Below are 18,867 nucleotides of genomic sequence, written 5' to 3'. Positions count from 1 at the left end.
CGCTCCTCCAGACATGAAAGGCCGCCAGCCATGGCCGTTCCTGCCAAGAACATTCCCGCCCCGGACCTCGTTCCGGTCCGCCGTGCGCTGCTCTCCGTCTTCGACAAGACGGGCTTGATCGACTTTGCCAGGGCACTGGCCGCGGCCGGCGTCGAGCTGGTCTCCACCGGCGGCACGGCAAAAGCGATCGCCCAGGCCGGCATGGCGGTGCGCGACGTCTCCGAGCTCACCGGCTTCCCAGAGATCATGGATGGCCGTGTCAAGACGCTGCACCCGTCCGTGCATGGCGCGCTGCTTGGCGTGCGCGACGACCCCGAGCACGCATTGGCGATGCGCAAATACGGCATCGAGCCGATCGATCTCGTCGTCTCCAATCTTTACCCGTTCGAGGAAGTCCGCCGCTCCGGCGCCGACTACGCGGCGATCGTCGAGAACATCGACATTGGCGGCCCGGCGATGATCCGCGCCTCGGCCAAGAACCACGCCTATGTCGCCATCGTCACCGACCCCGGCGACTACGCCGCGGTGCTCAACGCGCTGGAGATGAACATCGGCTCTCTGTCGTTGGATTTCCGCAAGAAGCTGGCGGCGAAGGCCTTCGCCCGCACCGCTACCTACGATGCGGCGATCTCGGGCTGGTTCGCCGAGGCGCTGGAGATCGAGCATCCAACCTGGCGCGCTTTCGGCGGCAGGCTGGCCGAGGTGATGCGCTACGGCGAGAACCCGCACCAGGGCGCCGGCTTCTACGTCAATGGCGACAAACGGCCGGGCGTCGCCACGGCGCGGCAGTTGCAGGGCAAGCAGCTATCCTACAACAACATCAACGACACCGACGCCGCCTTCGAACTGGCCGGCGAATTCGATCCCAATCGCTCGGCCGCCGTCGCCATCACCAAGCACGCCAATCCGTGCGGCGTAGCCGAAGGCACATCGCTGAAAGCGGCCTACGCCAAGGCGCTCGCCTGCGACCCGGTCTCGGCCTTCGGCGGCATCGTCGCCTTGAACCGCACCCTTGACGCCGAGGCGGCCGAGGAAATCGTGAAAACCTTCACCGAGGTGATCATCGCGCCCGACGCGACCGACGAGGCTGCTGCAATCATAGCTGCCAAGAAGAATTTGCGCCTGCTGGTCACCAGCGGCCTGCCGGACCCGCGCACGGCCGGCACGACGGTCAAGTCGGTTTCAGGCGGCCTGCTGGTCCAAGGCCGCGACAATGCCGTGGTCGACGACCTCGAACTGAAGGTGGTGACGAAGCGCGCGCCGACGCCTAGTGAAATGGCCGATCTCAAATTCGCCTTCCGCGTCGCCAAGCACGTCAAGTCGAACGCCATCGTCTACGCCAAGGACGGCGCCACGGTCGGCATCGGCGCCGGCCAGATGAGCCGGGTCGATTCCTCGCGCATCGCCGCGCGAAAGGCGATCGACGCGGCGGAGGCGGCAGGCATGGCCGAGCCGTTGACCAAGGGCTCGGTGGTCGCGTCGGATGCCTTCTTCCCCTTCGCCGACGGCCTGCTGTCGGCCATCGAAGCCGGTGCCACCGCCGTGATCCAGCCGGGCGGTTCGATGCGCGACGACGATGTCATCGCCGCCGCCGACGAACATGGCATTGCCATGGTGTTCACAGGCATTAGGCATTTCAGGCACTAACCTGCCGCTCGGCGGCCAGTGGGGTGAATTATCGAAGCATCTACTCCGGCCGATCCGCCGGATACGGTGTGCGAACCAGGATCGCCATGCCAATGGCCAGGAACAAAATAATCGCCGCCATGCCAAGCCGGGCCGAGCCGCTGGTTGCGGTAATCGTCGCCACCATGAACGGCGCCAGGAAACTGGTCGCCCGACCGGCCAGCGCATAGATGCCGAAATAGCGACCGGATTCGGCTGCGGTCACGCTGCGCGCCATGTAGGAGCGCGACGAGGCCTGCACCGGCCCGAAGGCCAGGCCGATCAGCAGGCCGTACATGATGTAGGCCTTTTCGGCCGCCGTACCGAACAGGCCGCCTGAATCGGCGGTCGAAAGCTGGATCAGGCCGAGCAGCGTGAACCCAGGGCCGGTCGAGACCACGCCGATAGTGGCGATGGACAGCATGACCAGCGAAATCATCACCACCGCCTTGGAGCCCAGCGCGGTGTCCAGGCGGGCGGCGACCCAGCAGCCGAAGATGGCGACGATATTGAGGATGATGCCGAACATCCCGATCTCGGTGATCGACCAGTGGAACATGCCCGCCGCGAAGGTGCCGCCCAGCGCCAGCAAGGCATTGACGCCATCCTGGTAGATCATGCGGGCGACGAGAAAGCGGAAGATGCCGCCGCGCTTGCGCACCTCGGCCAGTGTCGATTTCAGCTCCGACAGGCCTTCGCGCACCGCCGGCCCGATCGGGATGCCCTTGATGGCGTCGGGCGTAAAGAAAAACATCGGCAGGATGAACAGGAAATACCAGCCCGCCGACAGCGGCCCGGTGGCGCGAGCATCCTCGCCCAGTTGCGGATCGAGCCCGAACAGCGGGGTGATGCCGATGATCGTCTTGCCGGTCTCCGGCGAGCCGGCCAGGCAGGTGACGACGAAGATCAGTGCGATCATGCCGCCGAGATAACCGAGGCCCCAGGCCATGTTGGAGATGCGGCCGATCTCGCTCTTTGGCACCAGCCGCGGCATCATGGAATCGTTGAAGACAGTGGAGAACTCCGCCGCCACCGACGCCAGCGAGAACAGCGCCACGACCAGGAACAGGTTGGAACCCGGCGCGGCGAACCAGAGCAAGGTGAGACTGGTGATCTTGATCGCCGCGAAAAACGCGATCCACGGCTTGCGCGGCCCGGTCTGGTCGGCGATCGATCCGAGGATCGGCGATAGCACCGCGATGACCAGCCCGGCCGCGGCGATGCCATAACCCCAGACGGCCTGGCCAGTGGTTGGATCACCCGCCATGCGCGAAACGAAATAGGGGCCGAAGATGAAGGTGGTGACGACCGTGAAGAACGGCTGCGCCGCCCAGTCGAAGAACATCCACCCCCAGATGCCGCGCCCGGATGCCCGCTGCACTGTCTCTACCGCCATAGTGATTCCCCCGGCGTCCGCTCCGCCCATTTCGGGCGCCATGTCTGCATGTTTCGAATGATCATGCAAACGGACAACCGCTGGCTCACATGCCCGTCAGATCGCTCATCAGCCCCGACGCAACCGACAGCCGCGACACGGTGATGTCGCCGCCCTCCGTCAACGCCTGCAGCCGTTCGCGGATGCGCGCCACCCGCTCGCCACCAGCTTCGAGCCAGGCCGCCATCGGATCGGCCGCCTCGGCATGGCCGGTAAGCGCGGCGATAGCGATACCGCGCCGCGCCGCGCCGATCGTGTCGGTGGCGCGGGACAGAGCGAGCTGGTCATAATAGTCCGATGGCGTGATCGAGCGCGCCGCATCCTCGACGCGCGGGATGCGGAAGGCATCGCTGACGGCGAAGAACGCCTTGGCCGCCGCGACGATATCGGCACCGGCGGTGCGGGCCGTCAGCGCGACGTCGGGGATGAGCTCCGCCGCCTCGCTCATCGCCAGCTGCTCGGCCAGCTTTTCCGGTGCGCCCGCCTTGAACAGCGCGTGCCGCTTCTCCTCGATCCGCTCGCGCGAAAAAGCCGGCAGCAGCGAAACGAGCTTGGGCTCCAGCGCCTTGCGCGCATCCTGCAGTTCGGCGATGCGCTGGCCGAGCGGTGCCGTGCCGGCATCGTTCTTCAGGTACCAGCCGCTGCTCATGTAGATAAGCCGGCTCACCATCTGATAGAGATCGAGTTGCACCTGGCCGTCGACCAGGTTGTCGAGCGCGTCGATCTCGCGATAGAGCGCGGGCAGCGCAAAGCCATCGCGCACCACGGCGAAGGTGCGCACTACATCTGCCGCGGTGCGCCCCGTCGCCTCCTGAAGCCGGTTGACGAAGGACGGCCCACCGCGATTGACCAGATCGTTGGCGACGACGCGCGCGATGATCTCGCGGCGCAGCCGGTGGCCATGGATCTCGGAAGCGTATTTCTTCGCCATCCGGTCCGGGAAATAACCCATCAGGTCGCGGTCGAAATGCGCATCGTCAGGCACGTCGCTGGCGACGATGTCGGAAAACAGCACGATCTTGGCATAGGCGAGCAGCACGCCGAGTTCGGCCCGGGTCAACGGCTCGCCGCGCGCCTCGCGCTCGGCAAGGGCTGCCGGCGACGGCAGTGTTTCCACGACACGATCGAGCAGGCCGCGTGCCTCCAGCGCCGTCATGAAGCGGCTCTGATGCGCGATGTCGGCGAGGCCGCGCTTGCGGGCGATCGAAAGCGCCAGCGTCTGCTGGTAGTTGTTGGACAGCACCAGCCCGCCGACCTCGTCGGTCATCTCGGCCAGCAGCTTGTTGCGCGCCGGCCGCGTCAGCGATCCCTTGCGCATTGCCGACGCCAGCGCGATCTTGATGTTGACCTCGACGTCGGAGCAGTTGACGCCGCCCGAATTGTCGATCGCGTCGGAGTTGCAGCGGCCGCCATTCATGCCGAACTCGATGCGCGCCCGCTGCGTCACACCCAGGTTGGCGCCCTCGCCGATCACCTTGGCGCGCACGTCGAGCGCCGTGATGCGGATGGCATCGTTGGCACGGTCGCCGACCTCGGCATTGGTCTCGGTCGATGCCCTGAGATACGTGCCGATGCCGCCGAACCACAAGAGGTCGACCGGCGCCTTGAGGATGGCGGTCATGATCTCGACCGGCGTGGCGGTCGTCTTGGCAAGTCCGATCGCCGCCGCCGCGGCAGCCGGCAAGGTGATCGATTTCTGGCTGCGCGAAACGATGACGCCGCCATCCGACAGCTTGGTCTTGTCATAGTCCTGCCAGCTCGAACGCGGCAGCGCGAACATGCGCTCGCGCTCTGCCATCGAGGCCGCCATGTCGGGATCGGGATCGATGAAGATGTCGCGATGGTCGAAAGCGGCGATCAGCCGCGTTTTCGGCGACAACAGCATGCCATTGCCGAACACGTCGCCCGACATGTCGCCGACGCCCACGACAGAGAAGGGCGAGGTCTGGATGTCGCGGTTCATCTCGCGGAAATGCCGCTTGACCGCTTCCCAGGCGCCCTTGGCGGTGATGCCCATCTTCTTGTGGTCGTAGCCGGCCGAACCACCGCTGGCGAAGGCATCGTCGAGCCAGAAGCCGTGCTTTTCGGAGATGGCGTTGGCGGTGTCGGAGAAGGTTGCCGTGCCCTTGTCGGCAGCGACGACGAAATAAGGATCGTCCTGGTCGCGGCGCACGACACCTGCCGGTGGAATGACGCCGTCCAGGCCGATATTGTCCGTGATCGAGAGCAGGCTGGAAACGAAGTTCTTGTAAGCCGATGTGCCGGCCTCGAAGATCGCGTCGCGTCCGGCGCTCATCGGCAGTTTCTTGGGATAGAAGCCGCCCTTGGCGCCGACCGGCACGATGACGGCGTTCTTGACCTGTTGCGCCTTGACCAGGCCGAGCACCTCGGTGCGATAGTCCTGGGCGCGGTCGGACCAGCGCAAGCCGCCACGCGCAACCGGGCCGAAGCGCAGGTGCAGGCCTTCGACCTCCGAGCCGTAGACGAAAATTTCACGCCATGGCCGCGGCGCCGGCAATCCCTCGACCGCCTGCGACTCGAGCTTGATCGCCAGCGACTGGCCTTTCTCTTTCGTATCGGCAACGAAATGATTGGTGCGCAGCGAGGCTTCGATCAAATTGAGGTAACGGCGGATGATGGTGTCGTCGTCAATGTTAGGCACATCCTCCAGCGCATCCTTGATCTTGGCCTTGAGGTGCTTTGCCGCCACCACGCCTTCGGTTTCGGCCGTCGGGCCGAGCCGGGCGATGAACAGCGCGTGCAGGCCGCGCGCGATCTCGGGATAGCGGTTGAGTGCGGCGGCGATGAAATCCTGGCTCTGCGGGATGCCGACCTGCTGCAGGTAACGGCCATAGGCACGCAGGATGGTGATCTCGCCCGACCACAGGCCGGCGGTCTGGGCGAGGCCGTTATAGCCGTCATTGTCGACGTCGCCCCGCCACACCGACAGGAAAGCGTCCTCGAACAGCGCGCCGCCGTCGGCGAGGTCGATCGGCTTGCCGTAGCTGTTCTCCAGTTCCATATCGTGGATGAAGACCAGGCCCGACTGGTCGTCGCCGACTTCGAAAGTCCGCTCGCTGATGACGCGGAAGCCGATGTTCTCCAGCACCGGAACGCGCCGCGACAGTGCCACCGGGCTGCCATGGTGATAGATCTTCAGCGCCGCCTGGTGCGGCTTCTGCTCGGCATGGCGGTAATAATCGATGGCGATCGGATTGCCTGCGCTGATCTTGGCGATTCGTCCGGCATCGGCCAGCGCCACGCCAGCGCTGAACGTATCCCGGTAGCTCTCTGGCAGCCGCGCGGCGATGGCTTTCAACGCCGGGTCGCTGCCGCTGGCTTCGGCCGCATCGGCAAGCGCATCTTCCCAGGTGCGCACGATGTCGCGGATCGCCGCCTCTATCGTCGCCTGCTCGACCTTCGGCGTCTTGCCGCCGGAGCGGCCGATGATGAAGTGCACGCGCGCCAGCCCGCCTTCCGGGAAAGCCGGGTAATAGGCCGACAGCCGGCCCTCGAACGCGGTTTTCAGATAGGTGCCGATCTTCTCGCGCACGACGCTGTCGTAGCGGTCGCGCGGCACGAAGACGAGGATCGAGACGAAACGGTCGAACTGGTCGGCGCGCACCAGCGCCCGCACGCGTGGCCGCTCGACCAGGCCGAGAATGGCAGCGGCATGCTTGCGCAGGATCGGTACCGGCACCTGGAACAGTTCGTCGCGCGGATAGCTTTCCAGCACGTTGATCAGCGCCTTGCCGGAGTGGTCGTGGCGGTCGAACCCCGACTTGGCGATGATGGTTTCGGCCTTAGACCTGAGATACGGGATCTTCATCACCGAGCGCGTGTATGCGGTCGAGGTGAACAGGCCGACGATGCGCAGTTCGCCCGCCAACGCACCTTTGGCGCTGTAGGTCTTGACGCCGATGTAATCGAGATAGATGCGCCGGTGCACCAGCGACTTGGCATTGGCCTTGGTGACGATCAGCGGCTCCGGTCCGTGCAGGAAAGCGCGGATTTCCGGCGTCGTCGTCACCGCCTCGGTGCCGCGTCTCAGCACCAGCACGTCCGGGTCGGTCAGGATGCCGAGGCCGGGTTTTTCGGCCCGCTCCAGATTGCCGCTTTCCTCGCCGCCGGTGTACTTGAATTCACGCATGCCAAGGAAAGTGAAATTGTCGTCGCGCAGCCACTCCAGGAAGGCGATCGCCTCGGCGACGCTCTTCTTGTCGAGCGGCACCGCCGAATAGCGGAATTCGGAGATGGCCTGATCGAGCCGGGCCAGCATCGGCCGCCAGTCGTTGACGGCGGCATGGACCTGGCCGAGCATCTTGCGCAGCCGCTCGGCCAGGCCATTTGCTTGTTCGGGCGTCAGCCGGGGAATATGGACATGGATCACGCTCAGCCGGTCGTGGCTGCCGTCATCCCTGGCGAAATTGCCATCGCCGAGGATTTCGTCGACACCCGTCTTGCCATGGCGGACCGTAATCACCGGATGGGTGACCAGGGTCGGTTCGCCGGCGGTTTCTGTAACCTCGCCGAGGATGGAATCGAACAGGAACGGCATGTTGTCGTTGACGACCGTGATGACGGTCACCGGGCGGCCTTCGCGAACCACGCCCGAATCGGCTTCGACGGCGACGACGCACTCACCCTTTTTGTGGGCGGCGACCGCCTGGCCGGCGAGATCGGCGGCACGCTCGAGGTCGGCCACGTCATAGGCGGCGATATCCTCCGCCGGCGCGCGGGCGAGCAGGTAATCGGCGAGCCTGGCCGGTCTGTCATCGGCCTTTGCCGCAGGTGCCTTCTTCTTCGACTTAGCTGCGGATTTTACGCTGGCCATGACGCTTCTTCCCTCCCGTCGCATGCTTTTGCGACTATGGTAGCAGATGACCGCTGTTTGGCGACAAAGGTTTGACGGCTTGCCAAGAATTCTCGGAATTCGGCGGCAAGGCTTCGCATGACGAGGAGAAATGACACGATGACCGGCAAAATCACCGCGCTAGACCTGGCCGCCGGAGAGCTGAGCGAGCCGACAAAAGCCTATTTCGCCAAATGCGAGGAAAAGCTCGGCCTCGTCCCCAACGTGCTCAAGGCCTATGCCTTCGACGACAAGAAGCTGCGCGCCTTCACCGACATGTACAATGATTTGATGCTGGGCGAGTCCGGCCTGTCGAAGCTGGAACGCGAGATGATCGCGGTCGCCGTCTCCTCCATCAACCACTGCTACTACTGCTTGACCGCGCATGGCGCGGCGGTGCGCCAGCTCTCGGGCGATCCCCTGCTTGGTGAGATGATGGTGATGAATTTCCGCGCCGCCGATCTTTCGCCGAAGCAAACGGCAATGCTCGACTTCGCCGTCAAGCTGACGGAGGAGCCGGCCAGGATCGTCGAGGCCGATCGCGCGGCCCTGCGCCAGGCCGGCTTCAGCGATCGCGACATCTGGGATATCGCCTCGACCGCGGCCTTCTTCAACATGTCGAACCGTGTCGCGGCCGCGATCGACATGCGGCCGAACGACGAATACCACGCCATGGCGCGATAGGGCCACGCGCGTTCCACCATCGGTCCTGCTTCGCATCAAGCGTTGACAGGCGAATGCCGCCGGCTAGTTTTCCGGGAAACAAAATTTCCGAGGGGTGAACTTGATGCCCGAGGCCAACGCTTCGTGAATGGGAGTCCCCCTATGCTTGATGCAATCGCCAAACCCGGGATTTTTCTCCGCGCCCTGACCATGACGCTGGCGCTTGCCGCTCCACCCGCCCACGCCTTCGAGGCGGTGACAGCCTACCAGCCCATTTTCGAGACAGCCGCGGCCAAGACGATAACGCTGACTGGCCATGACCTGACCGTCGAACAGGTCATCGACATCGCCCGCAACGGCGCCAAGGTCGAGCTCAGTCCCGAGGCGCTGCAACGTTCGGCGGACGCTTATGGCCTGCTGCTCGAAGGTGCTGCCGAAGGTGTCACCATCTACTGGTTCAACCGTGGCGCCGGCGACCAGCGCGAGACGGTGATCTTCTCGGGCGATCCGACGACGCCGGAAAACAGTAAGCTGCTCAAGGATCAGCAGCTCGCCCGCTTCAAGGGCGGCGTCAACAGAGGCTACGGGCCGGAGCTGCAGGAAGAAGCGCTGGTACGCGCCATCATGGCGATCCGCGCCAACACCATGTCCTACGAGGCTGCCAGCCCGCAGCTGACGCATATGCTGGTCGACATGCTGAACAAGCGGGTGACGCCGGTCGTGCAATCGCGCGGCACGCTCGGCGAAGGCGACCTCGCGACGCTTGGCAATATCGGCGCGGCCATGGTCGGGGAAGGCGAAGCCTATCTCGATGGCGTCCGAATGCCGGCCACACAGGCCCTTTCGCAGGCCGGTCTGAAGCCTCTCGAGCCTTTCGCCGCCGACCAGGCCGCGCTGATCAGCACCAATGCCTACGCACAGGCACAGGCCGTGCTTTTGCTGGAGGACGCGCGAAAACTGCTGGAGTGGACCGACCTCAGCTACGCCATGGGGCTGAACGGCATGAATTCCAGCGTGACGCCGATTTCCGCACCCGTGCAATCCATGCGGCCTTACCCATGGCTGACATGGGATGCCGCGCGGGTCATGGACATGATCAAGGGCAGCTATCTCTTCGACGAGGATCAGGCCCGCATCATACAGGATCCGGAAAGCATGCGCGCCTCCAGCCAGCGCCAGGGCTCGGCCTGGCAGGCCTGGGCGGATCTGCGCCAATCCGTGCTGCTCTCCATCAATTCGTCGGATCACAATCCGGCCGTGCTGCCGGGCCTGACGCCGCAGAGCTCGCCGGAGCTGAGCACGCCGCAATTCATGAAATATTATATCAAGGGCGGGCCGCTGAGCGGCGGCAAGTCCGGCTATATCTTCTCCAACGCCAACTGGGATCCCTATCCCATGGCCAATCAGGTCGAGGCTTTCACCATCTCTCTCACCAATCTCGGTGTCGCGGTGGCGCAGCGCATCGAGCGCTTCCGCAATCCCTTCTTTACCGTGATCAAGCCGATCGATGTGCTGAAGCCCGACGAGCGCAAGGACATCCCGACCTTCGATGGCTATCTGCCGACCGATCTCTGGCAGGAACTGGCCGACCTCGGCACGCCGGTGACGCCGAATGGCCAGGCGATCGTCGCCACCGTCGAGGATCTGGAAGGGCAGACCCGCATCAAGACGCAACGCGCCCGCGAGGCGGTCGACATATCCTTCCATCTCTTGGCGCAGGACCTGTTGACGGCAAGCTATTGGATGGAAATCCGCAAGGCGCAGAACCCTCAGCGGAAATTCGGCGAGGCGCCAACCGCGGCGCTCGAGGCGCTGCGCCAGGTGATCCCGTGGCACCAGGCGGCATCGGAACGGCAAAAGCGGCCGCTCGGCATGGTCGCCTACGATTTCATGCAGGAGAACCCGGCCTCGAAATTCTATTCCGGCGGACCGCAGGCGCCGAAGGCGGCCGCCATGCCTGCGGCCGGCGTCTTGCCCAGATAGCCTTACCGCGCCGCGATGGCCGCCGCCGCACCGGCCATCGTCGTGGCGCTGACGCGGTTGGCGATCTTCATGGCGCGCTTGCTCCTGAGGAGCTTGCGCGCCTGCGAGGCGGCGAGCACCCAGGCGAGATCGATGGCGATCAGCACCACCGCCATGGTCGCCGTCAGTTCGACCCAGCCGACGAGACTGACCGAAGCGAGGTCGATGATGGTCGGCAACAGCGCCAGGTAAAACATCATGATCTTGGGATTGCCGAGCGTGACGGCCATGCCGGCGAAAAAAAGCTTGCCGGCCGAATCCTCACGCGGCATCTCGCCCTCCTTGGCGTCGACAGGCGCCGTCCACATCTTCCAGGCGAGATAGGCCAGGTAGAGAACGCCGATCCATTTCACAACGACGAAAGCGAAATGGAAGGTCTGCGCCACCACGGCCAGCCCAAACACCGCCAGCGACAGCCAGATGCCTTCGCCAATCCACATGGCAAGCAGGAACGGAAACACATCGCGAAACCCCTTCGAGATAACGCGCGCGACAAGCGCCGCGATCGATGGGCCAGGCGAACCGGCGGCCACGAACAAGGCGGCGGCGAAAATCAGCAGCGAGGCGAGGTGCATGGCGAGGGTCTCCGCGTCAGGGCTTCACCAACCACAATAACCCGACTGCTGCGTCTCTGGCAAAGGCAAGACAATATGGGCCATGGGCGCCGACCCCTACGGCGTGACTTGCGGAGCCCCTTGCAGCCCCAGCGTCACGCCGCTAGAAGGGCCGCCGCGAAACAATTTCGAGCTTCACTTTGCCCCAGTAACCACCGGTCTCGTCAACTCCCCCGACACACCTGCATGGCGCTGCATCAGCGGTGCCTGTTTGTTTTTTGATGTGTTCCTCTGGGCGGCGGTTCGAGACCGGTTTGGCACTGCTGAACCGCTGTCGCTCGGCTTACCGCCAGCGACACCTGATGTCACAATCTCCGCAGCCACCCGCCACGCCGCGCCCGCATGGGCATCTCGATAGCGCCGACCGGATGAACTTCCCAACGGGAAGGACTTACCGGCATGTCTTGCGCCCTGCGCGTCCACTGGACGATCGCGCCTGAAATCGCACCACGACCCCTGATCAACTGCAATCGCTGTGGCTTCGTGAAAGCCTACCGCTGCAGCGAGAAATTCCGCGTCAACGCCAACGGCAAGCGCATCGACGTGTGGCTGATCTATCGCTGCGTCGACTGCGACAATTCCTGGAATTTCGGCATTTTCGAGCGCTGCAACCGGCGCGATATCGCGCCGGCACTGCTGGCGGCGCTCGAAAGCAATGATCCGGCACTGGTCCGGAGCCATGCCTTCGACATCGTCGCCCTGCGCAACCAGGTGGGACGCGTCGAAGAGTTCCCTGACGCCGTCGTGCGCAAGCAGGTGATCGGCAGGATTAAGCAAGGCGCGACGGTGCTGGATCTTCGGCTTGGTCTGGAAATACCGGTATCGTTGAGGCTCGACCGGCTGCTTGCCAACGAACTCGGCATCTCGCGGTCGCGCCTTCGGGCGCTGGACGAGCGGAGGCTGCTGACCATCGAGCCGGATGGAGCAAAGGCCCTGCGCAAACCGGTCCGAGAGGGAGCGACAATCCGCATCGATCTCGCCAGCGAGCCCGACCGGCGGACCATCATCTCGGCCGCTGGTGGATGAACGAAAGAGGGCGGAGAACAAGTGCTCCGCCCTCTCAAACTCTCGGAAAGGGAAACTTTACGCCGCGCCGACCGCCTTCGACGACTTCTCGAAACGCTTGCGCTCGTTCGGGTCGAGATAGAGTTTGCGCAGGCGAATGGTCTTCGGCGTCACCTCGACCAGTTCGTCGTCCTGGATCCAGGCCAGCGCGCGCTCCAGCGTCATGCGGATCGGCGGGGTGAGCTTGACCGCCTCGTCCTTGCCGGCGGCGCGGATGTTGGTCAGCTTCTTGCCCTTCAGCACGTTCACTTCGAGATCGTTGTCCCGGCTGTGGATACCGATGATCATGCCCTGATAGACCTTGACGCCGGGATCGATGACCATCGGACCGCGATCTTCAAGGTTCCACATGGCGTAAGCCACCGACTCGCCCTGTTCGTTGGAGATCAGCACGCCGTTGGTGCGGCCAGGCAACTCGCCCTTGTAGGGCTCGTAGGCATGGAACAGCCGGTTCATCACGGCGGTGCCGCGCGTATCGGTCAACAGTTCCGACTGGTAGCCGATCAGGCCGCGCGTCGGCGCATGGAAGACGATGCGCTGGCGGTTGCCGCCCGAGGGACGCAGCTCGACCATTTCGGCCTTGCGTTCCGACATCTTCTGCACGACGACACCGGCATGCTCCTCGTCGACGTCGATGACGACTTCCTCGACCGGCTCCAGCAATTCGCCATTCTCGCCCTTCTGCATGACGACGCGCGGACGCGAGACGGCGATCTCGAAACCTTCGCGGCGCATGGTCTCGATCAGGACGGCGAGCTGCAATTCGCCGCGGCCGGAAACGAAGAACGAATCCTTGTCGGGCGATTCTTCGATTTTCAGCGCGACATTGCCTTCGGCCTCGCGCAGCAGACGGTCACGGATGACGCGACTGGTCACCTTGTCGCCTTCGGTGCCGGCCAACGGGCTGTCGTTGACGAGGAAGGACATGGTCACGGTCGGCGGATCGATAGGCTGTGCATGCAGCGCCTCGGTCACCGCCAGGTCGCAGAACGTGTCGGCGACGGTGCCCTTGGACAGGCCGGCGATGGCGACGATGTCACCCGCCTGCGCTTCTTCGATCGGCTGACGCTCGAGGCCGCGGAAAGCGAGAATCTTTGAAATGCGGCCGGTCTCGATCTGGGTGCCGTCATTGTGCAGCACCTTGACCGCCTGGTTAGACTTCAGCGTGCCGCTCTCGATGCGGCCGGTGATGATGCGGCCGAGGAACGGGTTTGCTTCCAGGATGGTGCCGATCATCCGGAACGGGCCGGGATGAACGGTCGGCGCCGGCACATGCTTGATGACGAGGTCGAACAGCGGCGCAAGCTGCTGGTCCTTCGGGCCTTCCGGATTTTCCGACACCCAGCCGTCGCGGCCCGAACCATAAAGGATCGGGAAGTCGAGCTGCTCGTCGGTGGCGTCGAGCGCGGCGAACAGGTCGAACACCTCGTTGACCACCTCGACATGGCGCGCGTCCGGCCGGTCGATCTTGTTGATGACGACGATCGGTCTCAAGCCGACCTTGAGCGCCTTGCCGACGACGAACTTGGTCTGCGGCATCGGGCCTTCGGCGGCGTCGACCAGCACGATGGCGGAATCCACCATCGACAGGATGCGCTCGACCTCACCACCGAAATCGGCGTGGCCGGGCGTGTCGACGATGTTGATGCGCGTGTCCTTCCAGTCGACCGAGGTCGCCTTGGCCAGGATGGTGATGCCGCGTTCCTTTTCGAGATCGTTGGAATCCATGGCGCGCTCGGCGACGCGCTGGTTGTCGCGGAAGGAGCCGGACTGTTTCAAAAGCTGGTCGACCAGGGTGGTCTTTCCATGGTCGACGTGCGCGATGATCGCGATATTACGGAGGTTCATGATTCTGGTCTCGGAAGCGTTGCAGGCAGCAGGCCAAAGGCGCTGCCTCTTTCGGTTGCGCGGCTCATACAGGGTTTTTCGCAGTTGCGAAAGGGGACGCGCGATACCAAATACTCATCAAATCTTAAGCATCTGCGTGTGAAATGATTTTGTTAACCAAGGCGGGAACCTTTTCAGGGCCCGGACAGTTCGAACGTCATGACCGATAGACTCAACCGATTTTGGCCGCTTATCGCTTCCGCCGCCTTTGCGATGCTGCTGGCGGCCAACGCCGCGCAGTCGGCCGCGACGCTGAAGGAAACGCGGCCTGTCCTGCCGGCCGATGCGCCTTCCGCGCAGCAGGCCTTTGCCGACGCGCCCGACGGCGTCGACCCCGTGGTGACCGGGCCGGTCAGTGCCGCCTTCAAGCAGAGACAGGCGAGCGCCAACTGCGACGCGGCGGTCTGGCCCAACATTCCAATGGTCTGCTACCCCGACTGATCGTTCGCGCCCGTTCTTACACGCTGAGGTGTGTTGAGATTCAGGTCAGGCCGGGCCGAAAATAGTGGTTTTCGAGAATCCGAGCGGAGCGTACATTTTGTACGTGAGCTCAGTTCTACTGCGACGCAGTAGAACTGAGAAGCGCAGGAATCCGCCGTTTGCAGGCCGGCCTCACCTGAATTATCGACGCGCCTCAAGCCGCCTGCGGTTCGGGATCGAAGGCCGGCCGGCTGGTGTTGATCAGGAGCGAAATACAAGCCGCCGCGATCGCCGTCATGCCGGCAATCAGGAACGCCAGTTCGTAGTTGCCCTGCAGTTCGCGCATGGTGCCGCCGAAGGCAGCGGCGGCGGCGGCACCCACCTGATGGCCGGCCACGATCCAGCCGAACACGATCGGCCCGCTGCGGTCGCCGAAGGCTTCGTTGGCGAGCCTTAAAGTCGGCGGCACGGTGGCGATCCAGTCGAGACCATAGAGCACCGCGAAGATGATCAGGCTGGTTGCCGAGAAGCCGGAATAGGGCAAATAGATCAGCGACAGGCCACGAATGGCATAGTAGACGCCGAGCAGCTTGCGCGGGTCGTAGCGGTCGGTGAGCCAGCCGGACAGCGTGGTGCCGATCAGGTCGAAAATGCCCATCATAGACAACAGGCCGGCGGCCTGCACCTCGCCGATGCCCATGTCGCCGCAGAAGGCGATCAAATGCGTGCCGACCAGCCCGTTGGTGGTGAAGCCACAGACGAAGAAAGTGGCGAACAGGTACCAGAAAACCCGCGTGCCGGCGGCGCGGCGCAGCGTGCTGAGCGTATGCGCCAGGAAATTGCCTTGTGATGCGGGCGAAGTCGGCGGCACATCATCCGCCTCGGCCCCATAACGCACCATTCCGATCGAGGCCGGGCGCTCCGGCACCAGCAACCAGACCAGAGGGATCAACGCCGCGGTGGCGATCGCGACAGCGATGACGACAGGCTGCCAGCCGCCTGACTGGGCGAGCGAGGCGATGAGCGGCAGGAAAATCAGCATGCCGGTGGCGCTGGAGGCCGACATCAGCCCCATGACAAGACCGCGATTGGTCTTGAACCAGCGGTTGACGATGGTGGCGCCAAGGACGCTGGCGACAGCGCCGGATCCGATGCCGGAAAAAACGCCCCAGGTGATGAACAGATGCCATGGCTTGGTCATCAGCAGGCTGAGCGTGGTCGAAGCCGACATCACCACCAGCGACGCCAGCAGCGTGCGGCGCAGCCCGATGCGCTCCATGAGCGCGGCGGCGAACGGACCGGTCAGCCCATAGAGCAGGATGCCGACGCCCGCGGCCAGCGAAATGACGTCGCGCCGCCAGCCGAAGCTGTTTTCGAGCGGCAGCATCATGACGGAAGGCGCCGAGCGCAGGCCGGCCGCGATCAGCAGGCAGAGGAAGATGACGCCCACCACGACGAAAGCGTAGCGCTGGCCAAAGGGACGAGATTGAGCTATCATGTTACTGACCGGTACGTTGCAAGGTAGGAGCATGTATACGTACCGATCGGTAACATTGTCAATCGAGTCCCATGATGCCAAGCGACAAAAATATTGAACTGACCATCAGCGACGGTCATGCGTCGGCGCCACCCAAGGCCGCCAAGAAGATCCTCGACGTGGCCTATGACCTGTTCTACCGGCGCGGTATCCGGGCGATCGGCGTCGACGAAATCGTCAAGCGTGCCGGTGTCACCAAGCCCAGCCTCTATCGCAGCTTTCCCTCCAAGGACGAGCTGGCCGCTTCCTACCTCAGGCAATACGATCTTGAATATTGGGAGCGTTTCGACGAGGCCGTCGCCGCCAATCCTGGCGACCCGCGCGCTCAGGTCAAGGCTTTCCTGACCCGTATCGGCAAGCGAACGCAAGTGGCGGACTATCGCGGCTGCGGCATGACCAATGCGGCGGTCGAATATCCCGACCACAGCCATCCGGCTCGCGTCGTCAGCGAGGCCAACAAGCAGGAATTGCGCCGCCGCCTGCGCGCCATGGCGGCTGCGATGGGCGCGCAAGACCCCGACACGCTGGGCGACGGGTTGCTGCTGCTTGTCGAAGGCGCCTATATCAGCGGCCAACTGTTCGGCCTCGGCGGACCCGCGCAGTCGGTTGCCCGCAACGCCGACCTGCTGATCGAAGCCAGCTTGAAGAAATAGCGATTGGCGATACGCTGGGACGACCTCCAACTGAGATCTCCGCCATGCGCAGCCTGTTGATCCCGCTCACCTTCGCCGGCCTTTGCCAGGCGGCACAGGCCGGCGACATATCCAGCACCTACACCGACCTCGACTGGAAGAAGGACTGCGTGACCTATGCGCAGGCCGAGCAGGGCGACGGCGACTGGGCCGACCTCGCCTGCTCCGGCTATCGCGGCTATCCAGTGCTGGTCGGATATGACGACGCCCGCGAATCGCTGTTCTATGGTTTTCCGCCCGGCGGCGACATGACGTCCGTCTGGGAAAGTTTTTCCGCCTTGAATTCGTCCGGAGCCAAGGTCGAGTGGCGCGTCGAAACCAATGGCGACAAAGCCGTGCCGTTCGCGGTCATCCACCGCCGCTCGATCAGCAATGGCGAGGACGAGACCAAAAAGACCGAGGTGCTGCTCGTCGCCAAGGTCGCCCAGATGGACGCCCGTGACGGCTGCACCGTCGGCCTGGTGTTGGCCACCGGTAACCCCGCCGCCAACGACCAGGCGCGCAAGATCGCCGACGAGAAGGCGAAAGGCTTCGCCTGCGGCAAGGACAAGCGCGTGGTGATTGGCGATGTGCCGGCTTTCGGCCGGGTCGATAACTGACCGCTCGAGCTACTTGCTCGCCTTCGCCCGGTCGATCGCGTCCATGATCATCTTCTTGGCGTATTTGGAATCATGCCAGCCCTCGATCTTGACCCATTTGCCGGGTTCCAGATCCTTGTAGTGCTCGAAGAAGTGCTGCACCTGCTGGCGCGTGATGTCGGGCAGCTGCGTGTATTCGGTGACGTTCTCGTAGCGCAGTGTCAGCTTCGGTGACGGTACCGCGATGATCTTTTCGTCCTGGCCGGCATTGTCTTCCATGATCAGCACGCCGATCGGCCGCACGTTGATCACGCAGCCCGGCACCAAGGCGCGCGTGTTGCAGATCAGCACGTCAATCGGGTCGCCGTCGCCCGACAGCGTGTGCGGCACGAAACCGTAATTGCCGGGGTAGCGCATCGAGGTGTGCAGGAAGCGGTCGACGAACAGCGTGCCGGCCTCCTTGTCCATCTCGTACTTGATCGGCTCGCCGCCGATCGGCACCTCGATGATGACATTGACGTCCTCAGGCGGATTCTTTCCGGTGGCTATGGCTTCGATGCGCATGTCTTTTGTCCCTCTCTCGATTGGCAGGAGATAGCGGGCGGCGCAAAATGGTGCAATGCGGCGAATGGTGCTTACAGGCGTCCGGCGAGACGCGATGGCGGTCGACCCGTTCAATCATCGGCACAAGATGTTTCAGCGTCGTGATGTGCGGTGAGCCCGGGACTGCGTCTCCCACGATCATCCCCAGGCGGTCACTCCCAGACGAAGGCGACCTTCTTCAGCGCCTTCTGCTCGAAAATCTCGACCCCTTCGGCGATGTCGCGGCCGCCGGCCCCGGCATAGAAGGCAAGTGCGTTCTGGTTGTCTTCCAGCGCCCACACCACCATGCCTTTCAGCCCGTGGTCGGCGAGACGTGCCCTGGCCGCCGAAAACAGCCGCCTGCCGAGCCCTATGCCCTGATATTCCGGGCGCAGGTACAATTCATAGATCTCGCCCTGCTGCTTGAGTTCCTTGGCGCGGTTCTTGCCGATCGTCGCGTAGCCGGCGATCGTGCCGCCGATCTCGACGACTAGGACGGTGGCGGCGCGGCGGATGGCGTTGGCCCACCAGTCGCTTCCGCGACGGTTGATCATAGATGTCAGCGTGCGGTGCGGAATGATTCCGCTATACGCGCCGCGCCAAGCCTCGAGGTGTACTTCGGCGATGGCGCCGGCATCGCGCGGGTCTGCCTTCCGAATGTCGATCGTCAGCGTATTCATGATTTGTTAACCATAAACCCGCATCGCCCGATTGCAAGAGTCGCGGCGGCCGATGGTCCGCTTTCGCACAGACGATCATGACACTGCCGACATTGGCCAAAGCCTGCCTGAAAACGCGCTCAGCCGAGGCGGATGGCGCGGCTTTCGAGTACCGAAACCCAGCGGACTTTTAGGT

14 protein-coding genes are annotated in these 18,867 nt (G+C 63.9%); 7 read left to right on the top strand and 7 right to left on the bottom strand.

All coding sequences use genetic code 11. The annotated features are described in order from the left end of the window. Positions 1-30: 30 nt before the first annotated feature. On the top strand, positions 31-1,647 hold the full coding sequence (gene purH / locus FJ954_RS19130) for a bifunctional phosphoribosylaminoimidazolecarboxamide formyltransferase/IMP cyclohydrolase (protein ID WP_140662519.1): 1,617 nt from the start codon (positions 31-33) through the stop codon (positions 1,645-1,647). A 40-nt stretch (positions 1,648-1,687) separates the two neighbouring features. Here the strand turns inward: purH and FJ954_RS19125 are convergent, their stop codons facing one another. Both FJ954_RS19125 and FJ954_RS19120 read right to left on the bottom strand, forming a co-directional pair. Beyond that, positions 1,688-3,061, bottom strand: coding sequence for an MFS transporter (locus tag FJ954_RS19125; RefSeq protein WP_140616558.1), 1,374 nt, complete (start codon positions 3,059-3,061; stop codon positions 1,688-1,690). Between the two features lie 85 nt (positions 3,062-3,146). Beyond that, on the bottom strand, positions 3,147-7,934 hold the full coding sequence (locus FJ954_RS19120) for an NAD-glutamate dehydrogenase (protein WP_140662517.1): 4,788 nt from the start codon (positions 7,932-7,934) through the stop codon (positions 3,147-3,149). A 138-nt stretch (positions 7,935-8,072) separates the two neighbouring features. On the opposite strand from FJ954_RS19120, the gene FJ954_RS19115 reads away from it, so the two are divergent. Together FJ954_RS19115 and FJ954_RS19110 are read left to right on the top strand one after the other, a co-directional pair. Beyond that, positions 8,073-8,636 carry a peroxidase-related enzyme gene (locus tag FJ954_RS19115; RefSeq protein WP_140662516.1) on the top strand — a complete coding sequence of 188 codons (564 nt, stop codon included), beginning with the start codon at positions 8,073-8,075 and terminating at the stop codon, positions 8,634-8,636. A 141-nt stretch (positions 8,637-8,777) separates the two neighbouring features. Continuing rightward, the gene (locus FJ954_RS19110) at positions 8,778-10,598 is read left to right on the top strand and encodes an aromatic amino acid ammonia-lyase (protein WP_140662514.1); all 1,821 of its coding nucleotides are present in this window, start codon (positions 8,778-8,780) and stop codon (positions 10,596-10,598) included. A 2-nt stretch (positions 10,599-10,600) separates the two neighbouring features. Here the strand turns inward: FJ954_RS19110 and FJ954_RS19105 are convergent, their stop codons facing one another. Beyond that, the gene (locus FJ954_RS19105) at positions 10,601-11,212 is read right to left on the bottom strand and encodes a LysE family translocator (RefSeq protein ID WP_140616554.1); all 612 of its coding nucleotides are present in this window, start codon (positions 11,210-11,212) and stop codon (positions 10,601-10,603) included. Positions 11,213-11,650: 438 nt separating this feature from the next. On the opposite strand from FJ954_RS19105, the gene FJ954_RS19100 reads away from it, so the two are divergent. Beyond that, on the top strand, positions 11,651-12,277 hold the full coding sequence (locus tag FJ954_RS19100; protein WP_140662512.1) for a DUF1062 domain-containing protein: 627 nt from the start codon (positions 11,651-11,653) through the stop codon (positions 12,275-12,277). 57 nt (positions 12,278-12,334) lie between these two features. Here the strand turns inward: FJ954_RS19100 and typA are convergent, their stop codons facing one another. Then, positions 12,335-14,164 (bottom strand): translational GTPase TypA, encoded by a 1,830-nt coding sequence (gene typA, locus FJ954_RS19095; RefSeq protein WP_015315136.1) that lies wholly within the window; start codon positions 14,162-14,164, stop codon positions 12,335-12,337. Positions 14,165-14,362: 198 nt separating this feature from the next. On the opposite strand from typA, the gene FJ954_RS19090 reads away from it, so the two are divergent. Continuing rightward, entirely contained in the window at positions 14,363-14,644 is a 282-nt protein-coding gene (locus FJ954_RS19090) for a hypothetical protein (RefSeq protein WP_140662511.1), read from the top strand. Positions 14,645-14,837: 193 nt separating this feature from the next. On the opposite strand, the gene FJ954_RS19085 is transcribed toward FJ954_RS19090, so the two are convergent. Further along, positions 14,838-16,121: an MFS transporter gene (locus FJ954_RS19085; protein WP_181177869.1), complete on the bottom strand. Its 1,284-nt coding sequence runs from the start codon at positions 16,119-16,121 to the stop codon at positions 14,838-14,840. Between the two features lie 74 nt (positions 16,122-16,195). On the opposite strand from FJ954_RS19085, the gene FJ954_RS19080 reads away from it, so the two are divergent. Next, complete coding sequence (locus FJ954_RS19080; protein WP_140662507.1) at positions 16,196-16,813, top strand: TetR/AcrR family transcriptional regulator; 618 nt, start codon at positions 16,196-16,198, stop codon at positions 16,811-16,813. 44 nt (positions 16,814-16,857) lie between these two features. Further along, positions 16,858-17,451 (top strand): hypothetical protein, encoded by a 594-nt coding sequence (locus FJ954_RS19075; protein ID WP_140662505.1) that lies wholly within the window; start codon positions 16,858-16,860, stop codon positions 17,449-17,451. A gap of 9 nt (positions 17,452-17,460) precedes the next feature. Here the strand turns inward: FJ954_RS19075 and ppa are convergent, their stop codons facing one another. Then, positions 17,461-17,994: an inorganic diphosphatase gene (ppa, locus tag FJ954_RS19070; protein WP_140616548.1), complete on the bottom strand. Its 534-nt coding sequence runs from the start codon at positions 17,992-17,994 to the stop codon at positions 17,461-17,463. A gap of 191 nt (positions 17,995-18,185) precedes the next feature. Continuing rightward, positions 18,186-18,692: a GNAT family N-acetyltransferase gene (locus FJ954_RS19065; RefSeq protein ID WP_015315131.1), complete on the bottom strand. Its 507-nt coding sequence runs from the start codon at positions 18,690-18,692 to the stop codon at positions 18,186-18,188. Positions 18,693-18,867 lie beyond the last annotated feature (175 nt).

Origin of the sequence: Mesorhizobium sp. B2-3-15 (genome assembly GCF_006442875.1) — a bacterium.
In the GTDB taxonomy this organism is placed as follows: Bacteria; Pseudomonadota; Alphaproteobacteria; order Rhizobiales; family Rhizobiaceae; genus Mesorhizobium; species Mesorhizobium australicum.
This window is presented reverse-complemented; position numbering and strand designations above follow the sequence as displayed.